The following is a 25,610-nucleotide window of genomic DNA, read 5'->3' on the forward strand; positions in this document are numbered from 1 at the left end:
AGCTAGCTTTAAGCCATTAAAAAACCACCTCCATTGAGGTGGTTTTTTATGTGTCATCTCTTATTAGCAATCGCTTTACTCTAGGGGCTCTAACATCCCTTCGCGGGCCGGCACAACCAATACATTACTGCGGATACGGCTTAATATCGATTCCGCCATATTACCGACCACAAAGGCGTACAGGCCTTGACGCTGCACCGCACCAAGCACTAAATAGCGCACCTTATGCTTACAGGCTAACTGATAGATACACAAGTCGGGCTCACCCACCGTAATGTGAATGCACTCAGGAGCGATATTGAGCTTATCAAACAAGGCTTGGTGCTTGGCTCTTGCCTCCCTCACCATGGCGTAGGTATCGACTATCTCCATATCATGGATCACCTGAGGCAATCGAATCACAAATGCAAGATGTAGCTCACAGCCTGTCGCCTCAGCCAACTGGGTCGCTTGACGAATAACGGCTTGATTCAGCTGCTGCTTTAAGGTTTTTTTACTGTCGAGATCCAGCGACATCATCACGGTATTATTCTTCTTTACCGGGTGATCGGTCAGCAGCATTAATGGTACTCGAGTATGACGGATAAGGTTCCAGTCAACAGGTAGGTAATGGTTGGCGTGATGCACCGATTTAACGATAAGATCGAAGCCATGACGGTCTGAATGATGACAAGCATGCTCATAAAGATCTTTGCTCCAGACACTATGGGTTGGCGTATCGGCGGCATCGATACTCTCTAGCTCCAACTCAACTTTAGCCATTCGCTGCTGCATAATATGTTTTTGCGCAACAGCAACAAACTTGGGATTGTAATATTCAGCATTACCAAAGTATTCAAAACTATAAGCAAACACTTCGGCGCGCTTGCCTAACATTCTGGCAAGCTCCACTCCCGCCGATATCGCATCGACCTCGGCCTCTTCTCTCTGGGAAATAATGAATACTTTGTCCATCACACTCTCCGCTTACTATACCCTAATCCTAGCTTAGACAAGTTTGGCCTTAAGTGCAGTTAAACCGACAGGATTAATGATCCGAATCAAGACTGTATAGATAACAAAAAAGCCATCAAACGATGGCTTTTTTACGAGTGTAATCATTAGACTAAATTAAATCTCACAACCTAACGCCTCAAAGTCAGCCTGACTCATATACTCAGTAGTGGGCAAATACTCGCCCATGATGGCATATTCATCTCCAGGTACCGAAGTGTTTTGAATCGCCTCGGCAAAGTCCGCTTTCGGAAGCATATTACGGACAATGAGCAATGCTTCATTAAGTTTATTCTCCCCCCCCCTCAACTCGACCGAAGCCATCTCCCTGCTCGGTCCATGGTAAGTAGTTATAGCCACACTCGACATTGGCATTACTCGGCTTAGTTACATCAGGGCTGGTCACAACCGTGTAGTAACCATCCTCATCGACAACAAGCTCCTCATCAAATAAACATGCCGTCACCCGTTGTGAGTAATACTCATTCTGGCAAATAGACCAGTAGCGCAGTTGAGACTCTGACTCATCAAACACCCCCTCGCCTGCCAGTGTTTTAGGCACTTTAGGCAACTTACCTCGGGTGACAGCCACTTCGCCAAAGTCACTGTTTAAGAAGGTACTCACATATTGGTTATCGGCATTGGCATAGTAATTAACCTTCCGCTCAGGCTCGCCATCACAATTACCTAAGAAGTTACACTGAATACCGAATGCGCCATTATAAGCAGCCCGCCAAACCGCTAGATTTTTAGCTGGGTCGAATGCAGGGTTTAGACGGATCTTGCCATAGGTTTCTTTGGGGACGAGTGGAATAGCGAGGTTATCACTATCAACTTGCAGAGCATCACAAGCTTGCTGGCCATACAGTTGCTCACCAGATGATAGAGTCAGCTCTACTGTTGGCAGTTCAACACCGCCTTGCTCATCTTGGCCTTCATCGTTAACGTAAATTCGATAAATCAGTACTGCCTTATTGCCCTGCTCGGCATAATCAAACAAGGTGTTACTTGGCAGTTCGCCTGCTGGCTGCCCTTGAGCAACTGCAAGAGTAAACTCTCTTAGCAGCTTCTGGCGCTCCGCACCTTGAATATAGGGATTAAACGACCCGTCATCTGCAACAATATCTTTATCAGTTATCGCCGTTGCTGGTGAGGTGTCTGCTCGGTAGCTATTGAGTGATATATAGCGCGCATAAGGGTATTCGCCATGCAGGGTTAAGCTGGCACCTTCTGGCAGGATATAACCCGCGTGCCAGTAATTAGCGCCCGTATCGGGGTAGGCAAAGTTACGTTCAGGATGGTCGATGTTATAGGGGCCGACCCAGAAACAGGCGCTGGGCTCAATTTGCTTACCCAAAGGCTCTTGCACTGAATCGGAGTTACACCCCATAAGAGCTATTATCAACAAGCAAGATGTCAACGTAAGCAGGGATTTTTTTAAATCGCTTCGAGAGGTCAACGAGTAATAATTCATTATTATTCCTTTTCTTATATACCCGACAAAATGCCTTATATCCTCAACCCTATTCACATGATTACGAAGACTCATTTTCTATGTAGGATAAAGATTGAGCTTATTGGGCGTTATTTGTAACCTAAACCAAGATGTGGCGGATTAATGGTCGGCGAGAGACAGCTTTATGACTTTAACGGACAGTAACAAGTTAACCGATGAGCCTACGACGATTGCCTCTTGGGCTTTAGCCGTATGCCGCACAATCGACGCGGCTGGCATCGATAGGCAAAAAATACTCGATGAGATCGGTATAGACAAATCTATATTGCAGGATCCGAATGCTAGATTACCCACACAGCAAATGACACAGCTATGGCGGCGTGCGGTAACGATTACCGCAGACGAAGCCATCGGCTTAAAAGTAGCCAACTTTGTACAGCCCACCAGCTTCAACGCCTTAAGCTTTTCACTGCTTGTCAGCGAATCTTTGGCCGATGCCTGAAGTCGGGTAAAGCGTTATCACAGCATTATTAGTAACGTACTCGAGATGGATGTTGAACACGGGCCACAAGAATCTGCATTATGCTTTAATAAACTCCCAGGGAAACACTATGCAGATGAAGCCATAGATGCCTTTATGGCGACGAGCTATTTAATGCCACTACAGGTTAGTAATGGTCAGATTAAGCCTACGAGATTAGTGCTAGAGCGCCGACAACCTTTTAACCCTAAACCTTTTGAGCAGCTATTTAACTGTCCAATTAACTACGCAGCCAATGGCAACAAAATCTATTATTCCAACCAAGATTTACAGCTGCCTTTCCCATCGGCTAATAAAGAACTTGCCCTAAAAAACGATGAAGCAATTCAAAGCTACTTCCAGACTTTATCTCAACCTGCGTTTAGCAAGAAAGTTTCCGAAGAGATTGCCATTGCTATGACATTAGGTAATCCAGACCGAGATACAATCGCCAAAACATTTCATATGAGTAGCCGTAACTTACAACGTAAGCTGCGGGAGGAAGGCACATCCTTTAGCGAGCAAGTCGAACTGTTCAGAAAAGATTTGGCACAGAAGTACCTGTCATGTCCGCAACTCTCAATGCTAGAGATCTCGTTTCGATTAGGCTTTAAAGATCCGAGTAACTTTACCCGAGCATTTAAACGTTGGTATGGTGTATCACCGCTACAATATCGGCAGCGAAACGGCTCAAAATAATCTTTGCTAAATGATAACAAACTCAAGATTTCAATAGATTAAACTACTTTTATCGGCGCAATGTCACTTGCTATAGTCCAATTTTCAGGTAACGTTAGAGCAACATCAATAGAAAGAAGAGCGTCACTATGAAGTCAGGTAAGCACGATGCACAACTACTCAAGCTCGCGATGGAAATTGGTGTAGGCTACGCCAAGAAAAGAGGCTTTGCTGATTTTGGCCAGGGGATCTCCCCCAAAGATAAAGTCGAATGTATCTACCGATTACTGGTGCAAGATAACCTTATTCAGGCACTCCCTAAAGATAAAGAAGATGGCCCCAACATGAAGCACAAGCTGGTGTTATGGATCAGCCGCCAACTCCCCCCTGAGCATGAACTCTTAAACTAATATTTAAGTTATTATAGCGTCAGTTAGCTTGGGGACCGTCGCTTTCCCAAGCTCTACTTTCGAAGGTATGCAAATGGCTAACTGCTCAGTTAACCATAATGAAAAAGCCGCCAGTTCGGCATTAGTTGAATAAGGCGCTGTAATCGCCACATATTGGTGTTCAGACGGCACAAAGCCGAAGGGAGCAACAAGATTTCCCCTTTTTAAGTCATCCACAACCAAAGGGTAAGAACCTAACGCAGCACCTAATCCATCAACTGCCGCCTGAAAGCAAAAGTAAAAATGAGCAAACGTCTGCTCATCATTGATTTCAACTGATTGCTCCGTTACCGTTTTTAGCCAATTTTGCCACGCTTTAGGTCGCGTCTGACTATGAAGCAATTTCAGTTTCGACAGATCTTTTTCAAGCGCCAGCCAATACTCCGGCGACATAACGGGACCAACCCACTCTTCCACTAATGGTAGCTTTAAGTAGTCTTCTGGGATAATAAAATCATCTCGTCGAATCGCCATCGACAAACCACTTGTTCCCAGTGTCACAGGCCCCCCAGCGGTTGAAAGGCGAACATCAACGCCAGATTGTTCATTGAAAGCTGACAGTCTTGGCATCAACCAACGCATCGTCAAAGTCGGTTCACAACTCACCTCAAGGTAATGCTGATTTAATTGCTGAACACGCTTAACCCCAGAGCTTAATGTATCAAAAGTCTGCTGAGTAACCTGCAACAACTGTTGCCCCTCTTTAGTCAGATAGACATTTCTTCCCTGTTTATAAAATAATGGCATCGCAAGGTGAGTCTCCAATACCTTTATCTGCTTACTTACGGCGCCATGAGTAATATGCAGTTTCTTTGCCGCATCACTGTAGCTACTGGAAGAAGCTGCAACATGAAAAGTATAAAATGCTTTCAAATGTCTCATCTGTGAAATTAGCTCACATGTACGGTGAAGTTGTTTCGATTATAACCAGCGTAAAAGCTCCCTACAATGCTCACTTATCTTAGCTAATTGAGGAGTTGTTGTGGAAATTGTTAGTCTAGCGGCATTGGGGTTGCTAATTGTTATCAGTCCAGGTGCAGACTTTATTCTGGTACTAAGAAATAGTCTTAATAAAAGCCGTAAAGCCGGTTGTTATACTGCAGTTGGGATCAGCCTAGCCATAGGTATTCACATTGGATATTCATTACTAGGAATCGGTTACTTAGTTTCACATAACCAGTGGTTATTCAACTTCATCCGTTATGCGGGGGCAATGTACTTAATCTACTTAGGAATTAAGGGCTTACTTACTAAACCTGTAGCACTGAACCTACTCAGTGAAACTGCTGCATTCGATAATCCTTTTCGCTACTTAGTAGAAGGCTTCCTGTGCAATGTATTAAACCCGAAAACAATGCTGTTCTTCTTAAGTATTTTTAGCCAAGTTATTAGCCCTAGCAGCACCAATAATTCAGCATTGCTCTATGGTGGCTATATCATGTTCTTACACTTACTCTGGTTTGTTTTAGTGGCGCTGTTGTTCACCTCAAAACCTCTGCAAACTGCATTAATGAAGTCCCAAAAAAAGCTTAACCAGCTATGCGGAGTTGCCCTTATCGGTTTCGGCGTAGCTCTGGTATTAGATTAAAGATCCAGAACAATACATTCTGTGGCGACAAGATCACATTTGTCGCCTTTGCTCTTATACCGAAGCGAACTGCTCTTCCGGTGCGCATAGTTGGGACTAGGAATACATGAGTAAAATAAATCCACAAAACCTACTTCATAGTAAATGGACCGCAGTTCAGGCGAATAAGAAGCAATAGCACTCTATTTTCATTAAAGTGGAGTTTGAGGAGTTAGGAGAGGTGAATGCTTAATTGAGCTCGTGCTCACTCGCGCTGAACATTAGCGCGAGTTGGTGCAACAGCAGGGGGGATTATTTGGCTGGCAGTAAACCCTGTTTATCTAGATTTATTCTTCGCTTTCTGTGCTGAACATTGGCGCTGGCTAGAGGCCGCATTTAACTTCTGCCTTTCGGCTTTATCCAATGGTTTAGCGGCTAAATAGAGAGCTTGGGCAAACAAACCTTGGTATGACTTCATCTTCTTTCCTGTCGTTGCTATAAAAATAGGCGAAATAGTGTGGTTGCGGTCAAAGTAATCCCTATCCTATTATTAGTAAAATGAATAATACCCATCTAATAAATTCCATTTAAGCATGAATGTTCAAATTAAAAGTCTGCACTGTTTTGTCACCCTATTAGAAGTCGGCAACTACACCCGCGCCGCTGAAAAATTACACCTTACTCAACCCACCTTGAGTAAGATGATCCAGCGTTTAGAGGATAATTTAGAGCAGCCATTACTCATTCGAAATAACCAGAAAGTGATCGCCACCGAGGCTGGCAGGATGCTCGCCAATAGCGCGCAACAAATCGTAGGGCAATGGCATAGGCTTCAAGAAGATATTAATAGCTTAAATGGATTGCAGACGGGACAGTTGCGTTTAGGCGTTTGCCCCATGATGGGTGAGATGATTATTGGTCTACTGAGTGAATATCGAAAACGCTTTCCTAAAATAGAGGTCAGTATCGTCGAACTCGGAGGCTTTGGTGCAGAGCAAGCACTGCTCAATGACACCTTAGATCTCACCTTTACCGCGCTTCCGACTACGCACTCTCAAGAATTTAATAGCCACAACCTTAAGGGTTATCCCCTATTGGCATGCATACCCAATGGCCATGAACTTGAAAAGGCAGAGGCAATTACATGGGCCGCCCTTGAGCCCCACCCCTTTATTCTCTACAACGATGATTTCTCCCTAGCCAAGCTTATCCATAGATTAAGCCGCAAGGCCAATATAGAGCTTAATGTTGCCGCCCAGAGTGGCCAATGGGACTTTATCGCTGCCATGGTAGAGGCACAGATGGGACTGGCCATCTTACCTAAGCCTATTTGCGATAAAATCAATTCATCCAAACTTGTCTATCGACCATTATCGCCAAACTTAACTTGGGATCTGGCGTTAATTTGGCGTAAAAACCTGCCGCTAACCCCAGCAGCCGAAAGTTTCATCAAGCTCAGTAAAGAACTTAGCCCCCGCGCCAAACAAAATTGCAACATAAAGCAGCAGGACGATAGCTGATAGGTAACATATAGACAGAGCAACGTCATCAAAGAGAGAAAAAAACTCTACAAGATGATTTTCCGCGCAAGTATTGCTAGCGAATAATATAAAATACGTAATCGCTTTAATTGATCGCAATATTGAATAAATGACACTTAAGATTGGAATAGCAGGAGCGGGCTTCTCTGGGGCCGTTATCGCAAACGAACTCGCCAATGCCGGGCACCAGATCACTGTATACGAACCTCGTCAGCATATTGCTGGTAATTGCTACTCATCGAGAGATGATGAGAGCAACATCATGCTGCATCACTTTGGGCCACATATTTTCCATACAGATAAAGCTCATATATGGCAGTACGTGACTCAACTAAGTCAATTCATGCCATTTACCAATCGAGTCAAGGCTATGACTCAGGGACAAGTCTATTCATTGCCGATTAACTTACATACCATCAATCAGTTTTTTAAAAAGCAGATGTCACCAACGGAGGCTGAGCAGTTTCTGGCAAGCCAAGCAGACTCAAGCATTGAGGAAGCGAGCAACTTTGAAGAACAAGCTCACAAACTCATTGGTAAGCAACTGTATCAGGCGTTCTTTAAAGACTACACGATAAAGCAGTGGGGGCGCTCACCCGCCACTCTGCCAGCCAGTATTTTAAAACGACTGCCAGTCAGATTTAATTACGATGATAACTATTTCAATCATCCATTCCAGGGCATGCCAATTGAAGGCTATACGCCTTTAATTGAGAAGCTACTCGCTCATCCTAACATCAGGTTACGACTAAACTCGACCTTCGATGCATCGATGAAGTGCGATTATGATCATGTGTTTTTTTCAGGACCATTAGATGCCTATTTTGACTTTCAGCTAGGTAGGTTGCCCTATAGAACCTTAGATTTCCATAAAGAAACTCATACAGGCGATTATCAAGGAAATGCGGTTGTTAACTATTGCGATAACCGCCAAGCCTATACTCGCATCAGTGAACATAAGCACTTTACTCCATGGGAGTCGCACTCTCACACAGTGATCTTTAAAGAGTACAGCCGTGAAGCATCGCCTGAGGATCTCCCCTACTACCCTGTAAGACTTAGCGATGATAACTCGCTGCTTGAGCAATATATTGCGCTCGCAAAACAACAGAAAAATATAACCTTTGTCGGTCGATTAGGTACCTATCGTTACCTCGATATGGATGTCACTATCGATGAAGCCCTAACCGCCAGTAAGCTGTTTTTAGAGTCGCTGGAAAGCCATCAAACTATGCCAGCATTTACCGCTTGAGAATGCCTTGAAGAATCATTAGATATGAAAAAATTTTTAATCATTGCCCGTGTAGGCGACAACTCACTGCATCCACACTGGTTAGAAAACGCTACACCTAATTTTGACTTATTTTTAAGTTACTTTGGTGATAAACCTAATCACTACCAAGCCGAAGCCACTTATTACGAACAGGTGAAAGGTGGAAAATGGCCAATGATCCATAAATTGATTGAGGCTAATTGGGCGATAATTGCTCAATATGAAGCGGTTTGGTTACCCGATGACGACATTTTAGCGGATGCGCATACTATCAATAAAATGTTTAGCCTTTTTGATGGCTTTGACTTGGAGTTGGCGCAACCAGCACTCACATTAGATTCATACTTCTCCCACTCGAGTTTACTGCGTCAACCTAACTCTATTCTGCGCTACAGTAATTTTGTAGAGGTGATGGTACCTATTTTTTCAGCCAATACGCTTTTGAAATTAAAAGAGAGCTTTGGCCAAAGCCCTTCAGGTTGGGGGCTCGATGCGCTATGGCCTCACCTCATCGACAATAAAGGCTTGAAAAAAATCGCAGTTATTGACGCCACGCCTGTGATCCATACACGCCCAGTAGGAGGAGAATTGTATAAGCTCAATCCTGAGTTATCACCAAGCAAAGATGCAGCTCAACTTCAGAGCTTGTACCCACAGTTCAATATCAGCCGACGCCATGCTCCAAATAAATTTAAAGTCTTTAGTCAGATATCTGAATCGAGCGTTCACTCATCATTAGTTGCTAGCATCAGAGGAAAGTACCAAAGAGTGATTGCAAAATATAAGTCGAAAAAGCACCCTAAATTTCGCACTAAATAGGCTCATAACCCCAGCTAAGCCCTTAAAGAGGCTCCCTAAAAGGAGCCTCACACCATTTATGTCTTATGACTTCTGCAAATCAACACTGCGCCCCTGTCGCGTTAATTAAATATCGAAGCACAGAAGATCACTAACAGTAGGCCATCTTTGAACTCGGCAGCCCAACCTATCTCATTTGAGGAGCAGTAACCTCCTTGTACTTTCTGGGAGTCACTTAAAAGTCTTGATTCTGGTCAATTAATCACCAGATTTAATTTTCCTTACCTATAATTATTGACTATAGAACAAGGAATAAGCCGATCTGAGTAGTGAGGGATAATGTGCCAATGGCCGCACAAGGACTGACGACCGTTCAAGCACAGGAACGGTTGCAACAGTATGGTAAGAACTGTTTGCCAAAACCACGACGAAATAGCTTTTTACGGCTATTTCTACTTCAGTTTCGTAGCGCATTTATCTATGTATTACTGGTGGCCGTCATTGTCTGCTTGCTGCTGGGACAACTTATCAATGCATTCTTTATTTCTGCAGTCTTACTGATCAACGCTCTCATCGGCACCATTCAAGAGTATTCCGCGCAGCAGGCTGCCGATTCATTGGCTCATATGGTGCCGCAGCAGAGTCGAGTTGTGCGTGATGGCCACCCAATACTACTAAGCAGTGAGGAGTTGGTTCCCGGTGATTGGGTCATGCTCAATAGCGGCGATCGCATAGGCGCCGACATAAGGCTTAAACAATCCAATCAATTCCAGGTCGATGAGTCGGCCCTCACCGGCGAGTCTATCTCTGTCAGTAATAAGCAGCAAGCATTTGCAGGTACCTTAGTCACCCATGGCCGAGCCGAGGGTGAGGTCATGGCAACTGGGATCAAGACTCAAATTGGCCAGATAGCCAAACTTGTGCATCAAGGTGAGCATACCAAACCGCCATTAATGCAGAGGATCGATCAGTTTACCCTGCGGATCGCAATCGCGATTCTGATCATCATCGCCTTTATATTTGGCCTCACGCTTCTACGTGGTGCCGCCCTCTCCGAGGTATTTCTTCTCGGCGTCGCATTAGCCGTATCGGCCATCCCCGAAGGTCTCCCTGCGGCGATTACCGTGGCGCTTGCAATAGGTATGAAACGCATGGCAAAGGCTAACGTAATCGTACGGAAACTGGTTGCCGTTGAGGCACTCGGATCCTGCACCTTTATCGCCTCCGATAAGACCGGCACTTTAACTGTCAACGAGATGACCATAGGTCAAATCTGGCTGGCAAATGACCAGCTGTATGATGTCACTGGTGAAGGGGTTAGCCCGACAGGCAGGGTATATCGACACGGCCACGGTAGTCCTGTCAATTTGCACGATGAAAGTGATCTCAAACAGTTAGTCACCGCGGGCATCCTAGCCAATGAGGCGCACTTGGTGTTTGAAGGGGATAAGGTTCATGCCGATGGCGATGGCGTGGATCTGGCATTTCTCGCTCTAGGTCACAAGCTTAAGGCTCTCACCGATAAAGAGGGTAAGCCACTCACCCTCTTTCCCTACGAGTCGGAGAAAGGTTTTAGTGCCAGTGTCAATGCAACCGAAGCGGGCCCCGAGCTCTCGGTAAAAGGAGCGGTAGAGAAACTCCTCCCCATGTGCTCACTAAATAAAGAGATGCAACAAGGCATTCTCAGCCAAACCCACTCAATGGCTAAGCGTGGTTATCGCGTCCTAGCCTTGGCTCATGGCAAAGGCACACCACTAGATGATCATTTCAGCGATCTACATTTTCTTGGTTTGGTCGCCATGAGCGATCCGCTCAGGCCCGATGCTATCAGTGCGGTTGCGGCCTGTAGACAAGCGAAAATCAAGGTAGCTATGATTACGGGCGACCACCCAGCGACTGCACTGACCTTATCGCGACAACTCAAAGTTGCCGATGAGACCGATAGCGCAATCACGGGGCAAGAACTCGAGCAAGCTAGGCAGCAAGATATCAATGCATTTGATCGACTCGTTGCTAACCATAGGGTGTTCGCTAGGGTAAAACCCAAACAGAAGATGGAGATCACCGAGTCGCTTATCAGGCAGGGGGAATTTGTCGCTATGACCGGAGATGGCGTCAATGACGCTCCGGCATTAAAGCATGCCCATGTAGGGATAGCCATGGGCCTTAGGGGGACCGATGTGGCCAGAGAAAGCGCGTCCTTAGTGCTCACCGATGATAAGTTTAGCTCCATAGTAAAGGGGATCATCGAGGGACGCGTCGTCTACAACAATATCCGTAAGGTGATCTACCTGCTTATCAGCACAGGAGCCGCTGAAATCTTTCTGTTTATTCTCAGCGTATTGTTTGCACTGCCCATCCCCCTCTTCCCTCTGCAGATCCTCTGGCTCAATATCGTCACCAATGGCGTGCAAGATGTTGCGCTTGCCTTTGAGCCCGCCGAAGGCAGAGAGCTGTCTCAAGCCCCGCGCTCACCAAAGGAACCCATTTTCGACAGGTTGATGCTTGAGAGAGTCTGCAGCAGTGCTCTCACCATGGGGCTAGTGGCATTTACTCTATTTGCGAGTTCACTCCATATGGGCATGGATGAAGTCGAAGCTCGAAATCTAACATTAATGTTGATGGTGTTATTTGAAAACGTGCACGCACTCAATAGTCGCTCCGAGCACAGATCACTACTAAGGACGCCTCTGTTTAGCAACCCAATATTGCTTATTGGCATTTTAGTGGCTCAGGGGATCCATATCGGTGCCATGTATACACCAGGGCTAAGCGATGCACTGCAGCTCAGCCCAATTAGCCTGAATCAGTGGCTTGTGTTACTGATCACGGCCTCTGTGCTCTTCCTTGTAGACGAAGCACATAAAAAGTATTGGCACACTAAACATCATCCAAAATCGGCAGTCTCGATAGCTGAACACCCACGAGAATAGTGACCGCTTGCAGAGCGAAATTAGCTCAAAATATTAGACTTAATACAGGCTCACAACTATTCTCATATTAGTCAACCAGAGGGTTGGAAATACTGATGCGCTTTCTATATTTAGTTCTTGTATTACTAACAGTTACCCGAATATTTGCGGTGCTTGCCAAACGGCTAAATTTGCCGCCAATCGTTGGAGAATTAGTATCGGGTATCGCACTGGGTCTGTTTCTCCACCGCTTTCAAGACTCCTTTCCCCTGCTATGGCAGGTGACTCAAGGCGAGGCGTTTGAGGCACTGGCCGATCTGGGCATGTTTTTCCTCATGCTATTAGCCGGTGTGCGTATGAGCCCGCTAGATTTTAAGAAGACCTCAAGCTCTGCCCCCGCAGTGGCGGTCGGGGGAATGTTAGTGCCCATTATCGCAGGCACAGTGATAGGGCTAATGCTATTTCCTGAATCCCCCTTTAAGACTGTCCAGAGTTGGTTCTTAGGCACAGCCCTCGCAGTTACCGCAGTGCCAGTGACCATTCGAATGCTGATGGAGTTTAACCGCTTAGATACCGAAGAGGGTAAGACCATTGTCGCTGCGGCGCTGTGGGATGACCTGTTAAGCTTATTTATCCTCTCACTCTTGTTAGCGGCAATCTCTAATGGCGGCACCCTCTCTTTTAGTTTGGAGTTATGGGGGCCTTTACTCGCCAAGGTGCTACTCTTTTTCGCCATTACTATCCCAGTCGGTTACTATCTGTTTCCGCTTATCGGCCGCTACCTTAAGTACATCGATATTCCCGATATCGATTTTAGTATGCTGTTGATCGCCTCTCTGGCGTACGCGGTGCTGGCAGAATTGCTGGGGCTACATTTCATTATCGGTGCCTTCGTCGCAGGTATGTTTTTTCATCCTGCCGTGGTGGAACAAAAAATCTATGACCGAGTCGAGAGGCAGACCTCCGGTATCACCTCCGGCTTTCTCGCGCCGATCTTTTTCGTGTCCATCGGCTTTCATCTCAACTTAACCGCTCTGTTCTCTATACCTGGATTTGTAGTGCTACTCATCAGTGTAGCCCTGCTCAGTAAGCTTATCGGTGCAGGATTTTGTGCCAGGGCGACCGGGCATGATACCCCAGAGTCCCTGCGGATAGGGGTGGCGATGAGTGGTCGAGGAGCCGTGGAAATCGTGTTGGCGGGTGTCGCATTGCAAGCAGGACTGTTTAATCACCCTGAGCCGACACCACCTATCATCTCTGGGTTATTTTCAGCCATCGTGATCATGGCAATTGCAACCAGCATCATTACCCCTCTGCTATTAGCCTTTCTCATTCGCTTTCATGGGGTAGATAAAGAGTGAATGGCAGGCACCCCCTTCCTACGCAATCCCTGCGTTCAGGGATAAGTACTTCCATGTACAAAAAAAATACCCACACAAGGTGGGTATTTTTTAATTGCCGTTATCGCTTCAGATAAGCCAATAACGGCATATCTAAGTCATTAGGCAACTGGTGATACTACGAAGAGTAACTCACCTTGAGAGACCTGCTGTCCGTTACCGTTAAGAATACGCTCGATACGGTACTTCTGATCTTCAGGGTAAAGCACTGCATTCTTACGGTTAAAGCCAGCGAGTGTCACCTGTGAGAACATCTTCATCGCTTCTGTAAGCGCCAAAGTTTGATCTACAGTAACAATGTCGCCTTCCTTAACGAAGTCGGCTTCACCAGGTGCTGGAGAGGTATAGAAGATACCTGCGCCCTGTGCCATAACCTTAAGCTCGTTACTCTCACCAACACGAAGGGATGCAGTATCAACACCTACGGTTTCAGCCGCAGCTTCCATCTCAGCAATCAGCTCAGGCACATCTAGCTCAGCCATAAAGCGTGGTAGATAGTTAGTGTCGTATACGCCTTCGTTGAAGGTGCCATCTTTAAGGATACGCGTTAACAATGGAATGTTAGTCGCGATGCCCTTAATCACTACCTGATTAGCCAAGTAGTCATGAAGCTTAGTGATCACATCTTCACGGCTCTCGCCACGACAGATAATCTGAGCAATCAAGCTATCGTAGTAAGGAGAAACCTCTTTACCTTCGCCCGCGATTGAGATGATCTCGATATCATCACGCTCAGGCATCTGGTACTCGGTGATTAGACCTGGATGCGGTAGCAACTGCAGTACGCCGTGGCTATCAAGCGCTGCTTTCTCAGCCGTTACACGTACTTCCATCGCGTAACCAATTTCCTGAGGCTCAAGCTCGGCAATCGAGCGACCCGCTGCGATATCAAAACCAGCACTTACGATATCGATACCCGATGTGGCTTCTGTTACTGGGTGCTCTACCTGTAGACGAGTATTCATCTCCATAAAGTAGACTTCGTTTGCGTCTAAGTTATAGATAAACTCAACCGTACCTGCGCCCATGTAGTCAGTAGCATCACCTAGTGCACGGGTGTATTCCATCACGCGCTGCTTAAGCTCATCTGGCAACATAGTTGAGCCAGATTCTTCAACCACTTTCTGGTTGTTACGCTGTACAGAACAGTCACGTAGACCCAGAACCTTAGTGTTACCAAACTGGTCACGAAGTAACTGAACTTCGATATGACGTAGCGAGGTCACATACTTCTCTAGGTATAGGTCACCGTTACCAAATGCTGCTGCCGCTTCGGTAGAGGTCTTCTGGAACAAGGCAATCATGTCGCCAGGACGTTCAACAACTTGAATACCCTTACCGCCACCACCTTGTACCGCTTTAAGCAGAACTGGGTAACCGATTTCGCTCGCAACGTTTACGGCTTGCTCTGCGTTGGTCAAAATACCGTGGCTACCAGGTACAACTGGAACGTTTTGAGACTGTGACGTCTTAATCGCGTTCGACTTGTTACCCATAGTCGTCATGCTGTGTACGCTTGGACCAACGAAGTTAACACCGTTGTTTACACACAATGCAGCAAACTGTGGGCTTTCCGATAGGAAACCGATACCTGGGTGCAGTGCGTCAACATTTTCATACTCGGCGACTTTAAGCACTGAGTAGGCGTTTAGGTAACTTTCATCAGAAGTGTTACCACCGATACAAACTAGCTTGTCGTTGTCTTTTAGCATATCCGCAGGTACAGAGGTCATATCAGGGTCTGATGCAACCAATACCACGTTGATATTGTTGTCATGGGCCTTACGGATAAGCTTAACCGCAGTACAACCACGAGCATGAACCAATACTTTCTCAATTGGCTTCATTAGCTGACGAGGATCGTCTTGAACAATCTCTTCTTCAGCAATCTGTCTCTCAGGCACTAGCGTCGATACTGCGCTCGAAATCACATCGACAATCTTAGCTGTCGGCTTAGGCATTAATGGATCGATGCTCTGTAGCTGATCGTCAATCGTCTCGCTAAATGGGTTAGTAACCAAGGCGTTCATCGCACCCGGTACTTTCGACAAGTAGTTAGATAGAGTCGAAGTCGATGGCAAGTAAGCAGGAACAACCATTTGACCCGCAAACGGCATGTTAGTACCCGATAGGTAATAAGTTTGCACAAGTGGGTGAGTCACAAAACTCGCCTGTGCACCACCAGTACAGTCGCCGTAACCGAACATCAATACAGGCAGTTCGTTGTCACGAATAAAGCGAGTAATACGGTCGTTCACCACAGCCATTGAGAATAGCGCCGCAGCACCTTCTTTAGTCTGCATACCACCAGAGCTGATGAAACAGATAACCGGTAGCTTACGCTTAGCACACTCAATCAATAGTGCACTGAACTTCTCTGCGGCAGCCATATCGAATGCACCCGCTTGGAATGCCGTATTTGATACCGCCACACCCACGCGCATCGGCTGGCCGTTTTGCTCAAAATCTGCAAGACCAGTGATTAAGCCACATGGGCGAATACCCTTGTCCAATGCATCTTCGATAGATAGACGGAAGCCTGGGAAGTTCAGCAAGTTAGCCGAAATCTTATCACCATCAATCTCTTCGAAGTCGGTGAAGAACTTAGCGATAATCGCTTCCCAACCCATTTTGCCCGCGCGTTTTTCATCACGAAGCACTTTCTGGATCAGCAAGTCTTGATAACCCATAGTCAAGCGGTTCCAGAAGTCTTTACGACGACCGATACGCACAGGGTTAATTGCGCCAGTGTAATCACTACTCTCTTCTTCGCTATCGAAGTACTCAGGTAGCAAACGTTCGAAGAAGTAGGTCAAGATAACGAATAGACTGTCGTTCAACTGCGGGAAACCAACACTCTTCCACTGCTCGGTACGAGTCAGTAGCTCAGCGCGGTTTGACTGTGACATAAAGTACTTAAGCCACTTGTAGAACTTGTTCTTGTCGTTGGCAACATCTTGGGTCGACAGCGCACGGTCAATCGAGTCATGTAGCAAGTTATCGACTGAGTTACGTGACAGGCTCTTCGACATCATGGCTTCTTTAGCGATAGAGGCTAAGTTACCCACAACGTTGTCGTAAAGGGCATTGAATACCAAGATGTTATGACATTGCCAGATGAAGTCTTCACGAAGCTCGTCATGAACAATCACATCGAGTACGGTTAGCTTGTTCAGCTCAGGCCAATCGGCTTGAGTCACTTCTGATGGCAGTGTCTCAAGGTAATGGATAAGGCCTTTGAAGTTATTCTCTGCGTTGCCTTTCCAGCGATGGTATAGCGACCAGCTAATGTTGAAGATCAGCGCCTTACGGGCCTTCTTGTAGTTCTCTTTTGGTTCACCCAAAATCAAACGAGTTAGCATGTTACGCTCGGTAGACACATCATCACGCTTAGCGATGAAGTTACCCCAAAGCTTGTTCAACTCTTCGTCATAAACCAGTTTATCAGGGCTTGATAACCAAGATTGGAATACACGGTCTTGCTCTTGCTGAATACGTGCTAGCAAGTCACCTTCTGGTACGCTCACCTTAGAGAGACGACCATACTGCTCTTGCGAGATAGAATGGATACGGCTACGTAGTGTCAGGTATCGCAGGTAACGGTAAGTGCTACCAAACAGATTCAAGTGCATGGTTGGGTTATTAGCAACCGCAAGCTCAGCGTTAAGCTCCAATGCTTCAAGATTCTTAGATGGGTTCAGGAAACGTGCCAAACTACGGTCATAATGCTCACGCAGGTCGTCTGACTCACGAACAAAGTTAACCGCCGCTTTCTCTACCGCTTCGATACTGCTAATGATTGCACGACGCAGGTTATGCTGACGCTCATCGCGATCTGATGGAGAGAAGTCAACGATACCATCGATACAGCCAGAGGTATAAAGCTCTTCTGGTGATACACCAACAGATTTAGCACATTCCTGCCAAGACAAGTTGTACTTACGTGCAATGCTCTGCAAACCCTGTGGCTGAATGGTGTTAAAAATACCATCGCGTAGCGACAACAGGATGTTTGCTGCAGCAAGTGGAATCGCACCGCCTGAATAGCCCGCACCGATAACGATACCCACTGTTGGTACGTCAACGTTCGCGCTCTCGGCAATCGCTTTTGAAATAGAGTGTGCTTGGTTCTGGCTGTTAGCGATTTCACCCGCATCGGCACCTGGGGTGTCAATAAGGTAAACAATCGGCATAGACAGCTCAGCAAAGTGGCGAATCGCTTTACAGCAAGCGATGTGATGCTCTGGCATCCATGCACCGTTTGCGGTGGTGCGCTCTTGCGCCACAAAACCGATACGGCGAGTGCGAGAACCAAAATTCAGTTCGATCTCTGCACTATAAAAAGGGCCAATATGGGTTTCGGTAATGAGTTTGCCTTTAAGATCGGCAATGATGCGCTTCGCGCCTGGGCGATTTTTATCTTGGGTCGGTTGTATCACCTTAGTGACATAACCATCAACGTCTAACTGCGCCAAGTCTTTAAGGTTAGCTTGAATCGCATCATCGTCTAAAAGACCTTTAATCTCTTCTGAAAGCGTCTGCTTGCTGTGCTCAGGAAACAATGAAAAGTCTTTGGCTAACTGCTCTGCTTTTAGGAAAAGCGGATCGGCAGTTTGCACTTGAGTCATGTTAGCGGGCTGATTTTTGCTGGTCATCGAAAGATCCTCTGCTTTTAGCCTCTGAAATTTTTAGCCCGTAAATATAACTTTGTTATCCCGTCAATTGCTATTAAACTGCACTAGACGCTTTGTTCCATATTTGAGACAGTGGAGATAACATGCCAGATTTAAACGGTATGATGCTCTTCGCGGCGGTAGTTAGAGCCAAAGGTTTCTCTCAAGCTGCCCGTGAAATAGGCATGCCAAAATCAACCATTAGCCGCAAGGTTGCCCAGCTAGAAGAACAGCTTGGCGTGCGACTATTGCAGCGAGATACCCGTAATCTAAGCCTGACTCAGGTAGGCGCGCTATTTTTTCAGCACTGCTCCAGTATAAGCGATGAAATCGAGGCTGCCAAAGCCACGGTGGAAAATACCCACAATGACGTTTCAGGCCTACTGCGTATCGCAATTCCCGTCTCTTTTAGTCAAGAGTTAATCGCGACCCTATGCAGCGGTTTTCTACGCCTCTACCCCAATGTTGAACTCGATGTACAATTTACCGACAGCGATGTAGGGCTTGTAGGTGAAGGCTACGATATCGCCATCAAATATGGCCCTCTGCAATCATCGGATCTTGTTGCCAGACTGCTATTTGAGCGCCAACCTATTCTAGTCGCCAGCCCAGGTTACCTAAAAGTGCATGGCACTCCAGCCACACCGCAAGACTTGGCCGATCACAGTGGTATCTTGTTAGGAACCTCGCGCTCTGCCCCTATTTGGCCCTTAGGTAAAGGCACCAGAAAGACCATGGTTAACTTTCAGCGTAAGGTGCGAGTCAATAGCGCGGTAATGGTTAAGCAGCTGGTGATGGATGATTTTGGCATTGCTATGTTATCTAACTCCGTCTGTAAAAATGAGCTGGCCAGCGGTTCACTGGTCCCCATCCTACAAGAGTGGCCGATGGAAGCCTTCAAGGTATACGGCGTGTACTCAAGCAGACGTCAGCTCGCCACTAACATCAGCGCCTTCTTAGACTTTTTCCATAAGCGTTTCACCAACCAAGAATCCTTGCAGTCATTGATGATGTAATACCAATCAGAGTCGCCACCCAAGCCGACTCTGACGACACATCTCCCCTATGGTTCGGATACACGCCCTTCTTATACCAGCAAACTTATACCCGCAAAGCCCAGATCAGATATCTTTTAATGGGATTTATTGTGGTGCATACTGGAGAATGCATATCTTGAGAAAAAATAGCAGCCTTATCAGGCTAGTGACTCAAGATTAAAGCCATAAATGGACAAGCTTGCGCTGTAACAATAATAAGAAAGGAACTGGCAATGAATAAACACGGCTCAGCACGACTTCTTAGCGCCTTCGCTGCGCTCACTCTGCCCCTAAGTGCCTTCGCAGCACTCGATGTAGAGGAAGCTCGCTTAGTAAAGGCGAACCAAGCCATGCCGGAAGTGGTCTCGCGCTACCAAGCCTTTGTTAACAACTTAGGCGAAAAGTACAGCCAGCATTCAGACGAGTTAAAGGTCACCCAGATGGTGGCTCATCAAGGACTCAGATTATGGCAACAGGCGGTGAGAGATGTACAGTCGGGTCATTTGGATGATCGCTCTCTGTATTGGAATCGCCTTGCAATGCGTGAGCTACTCAAAACCCAGAAACCAGACTTCAATATCGCTTCTTGGCAACGAGACATCTTGATTAACGCCGTTGAGAAGTCATCACGAGGTTTTAGCGATCTTGACTTTAAAGATGACGCTCAGATAAAAATTCTACTCACGGGTTTCGATCCTTTCTTCCTTGATCGCAATATCGATCAGAGTAACCCATCGGGGCTCGCCGCGCTGGCGCTCGACGGTTACCGTTTTAAAGTCGATGGTAAACAGGCACAAATTGAAACCGTGATGATCCCGGTACGCTTTGCCGATTTCGATGAAGGCATGATTGAATCTCTGCTCACGCCTATCTATCGTGACAATAGCGTCGATATGATCTTTACCGTGAGTATGGGACGCGATGATTTTGACATCGAGCGCTTCCCAGGGCGTAACCGCAGCGCTGCAGCGCCTGATAACCTTAACGTGCTTACCGGCGCCAGCAAACAGGCTCCCATAGCCCCTAAATTCAATGGTGGCAGTTTAAATGGCCCCGAATTTGTTGAGTTCTCGCTACCTATCGCGGCAATGCAAACGGTCACGGGTCCGTGGAAGATCAATGATAACCACACGGTCTCCACGCTAGAGCGCGGCGAGTTTCAAGCCAGCTCGCTAGCACAACTTCAGGGCGCGACATCGGTAGAGGGCTCTGGCGGTGGCTACTTGTCGAACGAGATCTCCTATCGCGCTATCCTGCTGCAAAAGCAGTTTAATAGCAGCATACCCGTTGGGCATATCCACACTCCGCGTATCGCCGCCTACGATGTCAAAACAGAGAGCGACATCGTCACTCAAGTGCGAGACATGGTGGTCAAGGCCGCAGGCGTACTCTAGCCGTGTCAAGATTAAGCTGACTCGCCTATGTTCTCTGCAACCTAAGCGAGTCAGTGGCATTAACTAAAAAAGCTAAAGATAGGTCAATCACGCTGACAGAGATGCCACTAAACAAGCACAACACTGGCCTGCATCGGTACTCTCGGCTAAAATGGCAGCGCTCAATGCTGTTGAGCCCGATTATTTCAGCCCCGCAGTACCAGTGAGTAGTGAGAGTCAATGTTCAAGTCGCTAAATCCTTTCAAAGCCATACAGAATGCACAGTCACCCCTATCGATGCTAAAAGCTCATTCCGCTGTCAGCTTCCAAGATCCATTACATCAGCAGATGGCGCAACAGGTGGAACATTGCTACCAAGTTGCAGAGTCGAAACTCGGCAAACGCTTTGCGAGGCCAGAGATAGCTTTTACCCTAAGGGGCAAGAGCGCAGGCACGGCTCACCTGCAATTAAACAAACTGCGCTTTAACCCCAAACTGCTTAACGATAATCAGCAAGCCTTCTTGGACGATGTGATCCCCCATGAGATCTGTCACCTACTGGCCTTCCAACTTTATGGCCGGGTAAAGCCCCATGGCCGAGAGTGGCAATCGTTAATGCAGTCTCTGTACGGACGAGTGCCACGCACCACCCACAGCTTCGATACCCGTGCAGTCGAAGGCAAGACCTTCGAGTATCACTGCCAATGTGGGCCGATAAAACTCAGCATCCGCCGCCACAACAAGGTAGTGAGAGGTGAAACCCAATACCGCTGTCGCAGGTGTGGACATCAGCTCTCAACTAAGGTCGGTGAACACTTAAGGAAATAGCTTTAAGTAAAAGAGATTTTCAGCGCAGTATTGGCTAACGAAAAGCTTATGATCTAGTTAGCCACAAATCTTACATTGCGACAAAACAACGGCTCACTTACAATCCCGCCCAAATAAAAAAACGTTTCATCACTTCGATCTTTTTAGGGATTTTTAGATGTCATTTATCAAAGTGCTCACTGTAGCGCTCGGTCTACTGTGGCTGTTACCTCAAACGACTCAGGCTTCACCCGCTCACCCAAAAAGTTTTAACCAGGCTAAAAAATTGGCCAGAAAAATTTACCTTAACAACTTACCTCAGACCAGCTTCTATTGCGGCTGCGATATCACAGTTAAAGGTAAAAAGTGGATCCCAGAACTCGATTCTTGCGGCTATGAAATTCGTAAGCAAAAAGTGCGCGCATCGCGTATCGAGTGGGAACACGTTGTCGCTGCGTGGGAGTTTGGTCACCAGCGCCTTTGCTGGCAAGAGGGGGGACGTAAAAACTGCGGCCGCAAAGACAAGGTCTTCAAGAAGATGGAGGCCGATCTGCACAACTTAGTGCCAGCGATTGGTGAGGTCAATGGCGATCGAAGCAACTATCGCTTTAGCGAGTGGAATGCTAAGCCAACTCAATATGGTCAATGCCAAGTGAGCGTCGACTTTAAAGGCCGCAAGGTTCAGCCACCAGCACGTACCCGCGGTCAAATCGCCCGAACCTACCTGTATATGCAGAAGACCTATTCATTGAAAATAGCTAAGAGCCAATTAAAGTTATTTAAGGCATGGGATAAAATGTACCCAGTTGATACTATTGAGTGTCGACGCGATCGAGAAATTGCCAAAGTTCAAGGCAACCACAATGAGTTTGTATTAGCTCAATGTGAGCGCTTAAATGACTCGCAAACACACGCAGAATAAGGCTTATAAATCATGAGAGTGCCAAGAATTTATCAAGAATCATCGCTGGCCATCGGCCAATCAGTTGCTTTAGATGATGAAGCTGCAGGCCATGTTGGACGTGTACTTAGAATGTCTGCCGGCGAACAGGTGAGCCTGTTCAATGGCGATGGTAATGATTACTTAGCCGAGATCGTTAGTGCCAGCAAGAAGAATGTCGAAGTTAAAGTGCTGACTTGCGAGGCCAATGACAGCGAGTCACCGCTGAACTTGCACCTAGGTCAAGTGATCTCTCGCGGCGATAGAATGGACTTTACCATTCAAAAATCGGTCGAACTTGGGGTCAATACCATTACACCACTGTTTTCTGAGCGCTGCGGCGTCAAGCTAAGTGGTGAGCGTCTAGAAAAGAAAATTCAGCAGTGGCAGAAAATAGTGATCAGCGCCTGCGAACAATCTGGCCGCAGCGTTGTGCCTGTTGTGCGACCAGCGATGCAGCTCGCCGATTGGTGCGCTGAAGCATCTGATGCGGTCAAACTTAACCTGCATCCACGCGCTTCTCATGGCGTCAATGGCCTAACCTTACCTAACAACAGAGTAAGATTGGTGATCGGCCCTGAAGGTGGCTTATCAGCACCTGAGATTGCCATGACTGAAGAGCACCAGTTTACCGATGTATTACTTGGCCCACGAGTGCTGCGCACAGAAACGGCAGCACTCACGACCATCAGTGCACTGCAACTCAAATTTGGCGACATTGGCTAAATGTGGATAAACATTTAAGAATAAGGCTGAGTTAACGTTTATCTCTTATAAACTAGAAATCGGCCCTATTCGTCCCCATGTTTACCCTAGAAACGAATATTAAGAAAAGGAAAACGCTCCATGATTAAACTCGGCATCGTGATGGATCCCATCAGCGGCATCAACATCAAGAAAGATTCTAGCTTTGCAATGTTAATGGCTGCCCAGTCCCGTGGTTATCAGCTTTTCTACATGGAAATGAGCGATCTAGCCTTGGTTAACGGCCAAGCGATGGCAACCATGCGCGCCCTGACCGTAAAGGATGACCCTGAGCAGTGGTATCAGCTCGAAGAGGCTATCGATACGCCACTTGCCGACTTGGACGTTATCTTAATGCGTAAGGATCCACCGTTCGATACCGAGTTTATCTACGCAACCTATATGCTTGAGCGCGCCGAAGAGCAAGGGGTGCTCATCGTCAACAAACCTCAGAGCCTGCGCGATGCCAACGAAAAGCTATTTACCGCTTGGTTCGCAGAGTTTACTCCAGAAACCATAGTTACCCGTGATGCACAGCGTATTCGCGCCTTCCATCAAGACAAGGGCGATATCATCCTCAAGCCACTCGATGGTATGGGCGGTACACTAATTTTTAGAATGAAGGCCGGCGATCCCAATACCGGCGTGATCATCGAAACCTTAACCGAGTACGGGCAACGTTATGCGATGGCACAAGCCTTTATCCCCGATATCACCTCCGGTGACAAGCGCATCTTAGTGGTCGATGGCGAGCCTGTACCTTACTCTTTGGCGCGTATTCCACAAAAGGGGGAAACCCGTGGCAACCTCGCTGCCGGTGGTCGGGGTGTGGCGCAGCCGTTATCTGAATCTGATTGGCATATCGCTCGCACCATTGGCCCTGAGCTTAAAAAGCGTGGTCTTATCTTTGTCGGCCTAGATGTGATTGGTGACAAACTTACTGAGATCAACGTTACCAGCCCAACCTGTATCAAAGAGATTGAAGCTGCCTTCGATGTCGATATTGCGGGTATGCTCATGGATGCAATCGAAAAGCGTATCAACAAGTCAGCTTAGCCAAAGGATTCGGCATGAATTTAAAGAGAACATTCACTTGGGCACTATGTGCCCTTGTCTTGTTACCCCAAACTGTATTGGCCAATGTCGATATTCATGACGCGCCTTCGCGCCCTAAGAATATGATCATCATGATTGGTGACGGCATGGGTCCGGCTTACACCAGTGCATACCGTTACTACCAAGATAACCCCGATACCGAAGAGATTGAGCAAACGGTATTTGACCGTCTACTCGTCGGCATGGCGTCAACCTATCCTGCTAGACAGAGTGGCTACGTGACCGACTCGGCAGCATCGGCAACGGCACTTGCAACCGGGGTCAAAAGTTATAACGGTGCTATCTCGGTAGATGTAGATAAGCGTCCGCTGACCACCATCATGCAGATGGCTCAAGAGCGCGGTATGGCAACTGGCGTTGCAGTTACCGCTCAAGTCAATCACGCCACTCCAGCCGCTTTTCTGGTTCATAACGAGAGCCGTCGTAACTACGATGAGATCGCCCAAAGCTACTTAAGCTCGGAGGCCGACGTGATCCTTGGTGGTGGGCAGAAGTACTTCCCAGAAGATCTGCTCAAGCAATTTACGGCTAAGGGGTACCAGCATATTAACCAGCTGGATCAGCTCGATAGCTTAACCCAAGGCAAGGCCTTAGGCCTTTTTGCCGAAGTACAACTGCCTTGGGTTATCGATCAACAAGACTCGACTCAGTTAAGCCGTCTAACCCAAAAATCCCTAGAGCTACTATCGCAAAATCCAAATGGCTTTGTGCTACTGGTTGAGGGCAGCCTTATCGACTGGGCAGGCCACAATAACGATATCGCCACAGCCATGGCAGAGATGCACGGCTTTGCCAATGCCATCGAAGTGGTAGAGCAATACGTGCGCGCCCACCCTGACACCTTGATGGTGGTGACCGCCGACCACAATACTGGCGGCTTATCTATCGGTGCCAACGGCGAGTACGCTTGGGATACGAGATTACTAAAAGGGATCCAAGCAAGCCCAGCGAGTATCGCCGAGCAAGCTATCGCCATCGATGATTGGCAGCCTTTAGTGACTCAAAAGTTAGGTTTCGAGCTTAACGCTGATGAATTGCAGCGTCTTAGCAATGCACGCATGCAGGGAAAAACAGCCTTGGCAACAGGACTGAAACAACTTATCGATAATCGTAGCTTCACCGGCTGGACCACCAGTGGCCACACTGGTGGTGATGTACAAGTTTTTGCCGCAGGTCCAGCGGCGGATCTGTTTAAAGGTAACCAAGACAATACCGACATCGCAGAGAAAATGATCAGCTTATTACCTAGAACGAAATAACTTTTGAAGTGACGTCGAAAGATAAGAATTAACCACGAAAGACACGAAGAACACGAAGGAGGAGCACCCCGCTC

The 25,610-nt window shown here is 47.1% G+C and carries 21 protein-coding genes and 1 pseudogene; 16 read left to right on the forward strand and 6 right to left on the reverse strand.

Annotated features, from left to right (window positions below; genetic code table 11):
- Nucleotides 1-75 precede the first annotated feature (75 nt).
- The 3 genes from L1D44_RS00300 to L1D44_RS00310 form a co-directional block, all read right to left on the reverse strand.
- A complete protein-coding gene (locus tag L1D44_RS00300; protein WP_239888251.1) occupies nt 76-954 on the reverse strand; it encodes a universal stress protein in 879 nt (292 codons plus the stop codon).
- Nucleotides 955-1,110: 156 nt separating this feature from the next.
- Nucleotides 1,111-1,317 carry a hypothetical protein gene (locus L1D44_RS00305; protein ID WP_239888253.1) on the reverse strand — a complete coding sequence of 69 codons (207 nt, stop codon included), beginning with the start codon at nt 1,315-1,317 and terminating at the stop codon, nt 1,111-1,113.
- Nucleotides 1,283-2,383 carry a hypothetical protein gene (locus L1D44_RS00310; protein ID WP_239888254.1) on the reverse strand — a complete coding sequence of 367 codons (1,101 nt, stop codon included), beginning with the start codon at nt 2,381-2,383 and terminating at the stop codon, nt 1,283-1,285. The genes L1D44_RS00305 and L1D44_RS00310 overlap by 35 nt, the downstream gene beginning before the upstream one ends.
- 250 nt (nt 2,384-2,633) lie before the next feature.
- Here L1D44_RS00310 and L1D44_RS00315 point away from each other — a divergent pair.
- The 3 genes and pseudogenes from L1D44_RS00315 to L1D44_RS00325 all read left to right on the forward strand — a co-directional run.
- A pseudogene (locus tag L1D44_RS00315) lies at nt 2,634-3,257 on the forward strand (AraC family transcriptional regulator); the annotation flags it as partial.
- 129 nt (nt 3,258-3,386) lie between these two features.
- Nucleotides 3,387-3,668 carry a helix-turn-helix transcriptional regulator gene (locus L1D44_RS00320; protein ID WP_275660360.1) on the forward strand — a complete coding sequence of 94 codons (282 nt, stop codon included), beginning with the start codon at nt 3,387-3,389 and terminating at the stop codon, nt 3,666-3,668.
- A 128-nt stretch (nt 3,669-3,796) separates the two neighbouring features.
- Complete coding sequence (locus L1D44_RS00325) at nt 3,797-4,057, forward strand: DUF5062 family protein (protein WP_220769919.1); 261 nt, start codon at nt 3,797-3,799, stop codon at nt 4,055-4,057.
- A gap of 3 nt (nt 4,058-4,060) precedes the next feature.
- On the opposite strand, the gene L1D44_RS00330 is transcribed toward L1D44_RS00325, so the two are convergent.
- Nucleotides 4,061-4,978 carry a LysR family transcriptional regulator gene (locus L1D44_RS00330; protein WP_239888255.1) on the reverse strand — a complete coding sequence of 306 codons (918 nt, stop codon included), beginning with the start codon at nt 4,976-4,978 and terminating at the stop codon, nt 4,061-4,063.
- Nucleotides 4,979-5,078: 100 nt separating this feature from the next.
- On the opposite strand from L1D44_RS00330, the gene L1D44_RS00335 reads away from it, so the two are divergent.
- Nucleotides 5,079-5,684, forward strand: a complete 606-nt coding sequence (locus L1D44_RS00335) for a LysE family translocator (protein WP_239888257.1) — start codon at nt 5,079-5,081, stop codon at nt 5,682-5,684.
- A 316-nt stretch (nt 5,685-6,000) separates the two neighbouring features.
- On the opposite strand, the gene L1D44_RS00340 is transcribed toward L1D44_RS00335, so the two are convergent.
- Nucleotides 6,001-6,141: a hypothetical protein gene (locus L1D44_RS00340; protein ID WP_239888258.1), complete on the reverse strand. Its 141-nt coding sequence runs from the start codon at nt 6,139-6,141 to the stop codon at nt 6,001-6,003.
- A gap of 115 nt (nt 6,142-6,256) precedes the next feature.
- Here L1D44_RS00340 and L1D44_RS00345 point away from each other — a divergent pair, with 115 nt between their 5' ends.
- The 5 genes from L1D44_RS00345 (at nt 6,257) to L1D44_RS00365 (ending at nt 13,548) form a co-directional block, all read left to right on the forward strand.
- Complete coding sequence (locus tag L1D44_RS00345; protein ID WP_239888259.1) at nt 6,257-7,183, forward strand: LysR family transcriptional regulator; 927 nt, start codon at nt 6,257-6,259, stop codon at nt 7,181-7,183.
- Between the two features lie 130 nt (nt 7,184-7,313).
- Nucleotides 7,314-8,456 (forward strand): UDP-galactopyranose mutase, encoded by a 1,143-nt coding sequence (gene glf, locus L1D44_RS00350; RefSeq protein ID WP_239888261.1) that lies wholly within the window; start codon nt 7,314-7,316, stop codon nt 8,454-8,456.
- A 24-nt stretch (nt 8,457-8,480) separates the two neighbouring features.
- Entirely contained in the window at nt 8,481-9,296 is an 816-nt protein-coding gene (locus L1D44_RS00355) for a hypothetical protein (protein ID WP_239888262.1), read from the forward strand.
- Between the two features lie 326 nt (nt 9,297-9,622).
- On the forward strand, nt 9,623-12,208 hold the full coding sequence (locus L1D44_RS00360) for an HAD-IC family P-type ATPase (RefSeq protein WP_239888264.1): 2,586 nt from the start codon (nt 9,623-9,625) through the stop codon (nt 12,206-12,208).
- A gap of 95 nt (nt 12,209-12,303) precedes the next feature.
- Complete coding sequence (locus L1D44_RS00365) at nt 12,304-13,548, forward strand: cation:proton antiporter (protein ID WP_239888265.1); 1,245 nt, start codon at nt 12,304-12,306, stop codon at nt 13,546-13,548.
- Between the two features lie 140 nt (nt 13,549-13,688).
- Here the strand turns inward: L1D44_RS00365 and L1D44_RS00370 are convergent, their stop codons facing one another.
- Nucleotides 13,689-18,242 carry a biotin carboxylase N-terminal domain-containing protein gene (locus L1D44_RS00370; RefSeq protein ID WP_239888266.1) on the reverse strand — a complete coding sequence of 1,518 codons (4,554 nt, stop codon included), beginning with the start codon at nt 18,240-18,242 and terminating at the stop codon, nt 13,689-13,691.
- Between the two features lie 122 nt (nt 18,243-18,364).
- Between L1D44_RS00370 and L1D44_RS00375 the strand changes: the two genes are divergently transcribed.
- From L1D44_RS00375 to L1D44_RS00405, 7 genes are all read left to right on the forward strand, one after another.
- The gene (locus L1D44_RS00375; RefSeq protein ID WP_220769928.1) at nt 18,365-19,276 is read left to right on the forward strand and encodes a LysR family transcriptional regulator; all 912 of its coding nucleotides are present in this window, start codon (nt 18,365-18,367) and stop codon (nt 19,274-19,276) included.
- Nucleotides 19,277-19,530: 254 nt separating this feature from the next.
- A complete protein-coding gene (locus L1D44_RS00380; RefSeq protein WP_239888268.1) occupies nt 19,531-20,691 on the forward strand; it encodes a hypothetical protein in 1,161 nt (386 codons plus the stop codon).
- 276 nt (nt 20,692-20,967) lie between these two features.
- Nucleotides 20,968-21,498, forward strand: a complete 531-nt coding sequence (locus tag L1D44_RS00385) for a SprT family zinc-dependent metalloprotease (RefSeq protein ID WP_239888473.1) — start codon at nt 20,968-20,970, stop codon at nt 21,496-21,498.
- A gap of 157 nt (nt 21,499-21,655) precedes the next feature.
- The gene (locus tag L1D44_RS00390; RefSeq protein WP_239888269.1) at nt 21,656-22,399 is read left to right on the forward strand and encodes an endonuclease; all 744 of its coding nucleotides are present in this window, start codon (nt 21,656-21,658) and stop codon (nt 22,397-22,399) included.
- 12 nt (nt 22,400-22,411) lie between these two features.
- A complete protein-coding gene (gene rsmE / locus L1D44_RS00395; protein WP_239888270.1) occupies nt 22,412-23,143 on the forward strand; it encodes a 16S rRNA (uracil(1498)-N(3))-methyltransferase in 732 nt (243 codons plus the stop codon).
- A gap of 120 nt (nt 23,144-23,263) precedes the next feature.
- Nucleotides 23,264-24,217 carry a glutathione synthase gene (gene gshB / locus L1D44_RS00400; RefSeq protein ID WP_239888271.1) on the forward strand — a complete coding sequence of 318 codons (954 nt, stop codon included), beginning with the start codon at nt 23,264-23,266 and terminating at the stop codon, nt 24,215-24,217.
- A gap of 14 nt (nt 24,218-24,231) precedes the next feature.
- On the forward strand, nt 24,232-25,536 hold the full coding sequence (locus L1D44_RS00405; RefSeq protein WP_239888272.1) for an alkaline phosphatase: 1,305 nt from the start codon (nt 24,232-24,234) through the stop codon (nt 25,534-25,536).
- Nucleotides 25,537-25,610 lie beyond the last annotated feature (74 nt).

Origin of the sequence: Shewanella sp. Isolate13, from assembly GCF_022398325.1 — a bacterium.
Classification (GTDB): domain Bacteria; phylum Pseudomonadota; class Gammaproteobacteria; order Enterobacterales; family Shewanellaceae; genus Shewanella.

What these genes read in the sequence shown, in the direction of transcription:
- rsmE (WP_239888270.1), top strand. Translation starts at nt 22,412, where the DNA reads ATGAGAGTGCCAAGAATTTATCAAGAATCATCGCTGGCCATCGGCCAA.
- L1D44_RS00330 (WP_239888255.1), bottom strand. Translation starts at nt 4,978, where the DNA reads ATGAGACATTTGAAAGCATTTTATACTTTTCATGTTGCAGCTTCTTCC.
- L1D44_RS00345 (WP_239888259.1), top strand. Translation starts at nt 6,257, where the DNA reads ATGAATGTTCAAATTAAAAGTCTGCACTGTTTTGTCACCCTATTAGAA.
- L1D44_RS00340 (WP_239888258.1), bottom strand. Translation starts at nt 6,141, where the DNA reads ATGAAGTCATACCAAGGTTTGTTTGCCCAAGCTCTCTATTTAGCCGCT.
- L1D44_RS00320 (WP_275660360.1), top strand. Translation starts at nt 3,387, where the DNA reads ATGACATTAGGTAATCCAGACCGAGATACAATCGCCAAAACATTTCAT.
- L1D44_RS00385 (WP_239888473.1), top strand. Translation starts at nt 20,968, where the DNA reads ATGCTAAAAGCTCATTCCGCTGTCAGCTTCCAAGATCCATTACATCAG.
- L1D44_RS00365 (WP_239888265.1), top strand. Translation starts at nt 12,304, where the DNA reads ATGCGCTTTCTATATTTAGTTCTTGTATTACTAACAGTTACCCGAATA.
- L1D44_RS00310 (WP_239888254.1), bottom strand. Translation starts at nt 2,383, where the DNA reads ATGGGGTGTAACTCCGATTCAGTGCAAGAGCCTTTGGGTAAGCAAATT.
- glf (WP_239888261.1), top strand. Translation starts at nt 7,314, where the DNA reads ATGACACTTAAGATTGGAATAGCAGGAGCGGGCTTCTCTGGGGCCGTT.
- L1D44_RS00375 (WP_220769928.1), top strand. Translation starts at nt 18,365, where the DNA reads ATGCCAGATTTAAACGGTATGATGCTCTTCGCGGCGGTAGTTAGAGCC.
- L1D44_RS00325 (WP_220769919.1), top strand. Translation starts at nt 3,797, where the DNA reads ATGAAGTCAGGTAAGCACGATGCACAACTACTCAAGCTCGCGATGGAA.
- L1D44_RS00370 (WP_239888266.1), bottom strand. Translation starts at nt 18,242, where the DNA reads ATGACCAGCAAAAATCAGCCCGCTAACATGACTCAAGTGCAAACTGCC.
- L1D44_RS00355 (WP_239888262.1), top strand. Translation starts at nt 8,481, where the DNA reads ATGAAAAAATTTTTAATCATTGCCCGTGTAGGCGACAACTCACTGCAT.
- gshB (WP_239888271.1), top strand. Translation starts at nt 23,264, where the DNA reads ATGATTAAACTCGGCATCGTGATGGATCCCATCAGCGGCATCAACATC.
- L1D44_RS00360 (WP_239888264.1), top strand. Translation starts at nt 9,623, where the DNA reads ATGGCCGCACAAGGACTGACGACCGTTCAAGCACAGGAACGGTTGCAA.
- L1D44_RS00405 (WP_239888272.1), top strand. Translation starts at nt 24,232, where the DNA reads ATGAATTTAAAGAGAACATTCACTTGGGCACTATGTGCCCTTGTCTTG.
- L1D44_RS00300 (WP_239888251.1), bottom strand. Translation starts at nt 954, where the DNA reads ATGGACAAAGTATTCATTATTTCCCAGAGAGAAGAGGCCGAGGTCGAT.
- L1D44_RS00305 (WP_239888253.1), bottom strand. Translation starts at nt 1,317, where the DNA reads ATGGCTTCGGTCGAGTTGAGGGGGGGGGAGAATAAACTTAATGAAGCA.
- L1D44_RS00380 (WP_239888268.1), top strand. Translation starts at nt 19,531, where the DNA reads ATGAATAAACACGGCTCAGCACGACTTCTTAGCGCCTTCGCTGCGCTC.
- L1D44_RS00390 (WP_239888269.1), top strand. Translation starts at nt 21,656, where the DNA reads ATGTCATTTATCAAAGTGCTCACTGTAGCGCTCGGTCTACTGTGGCTG.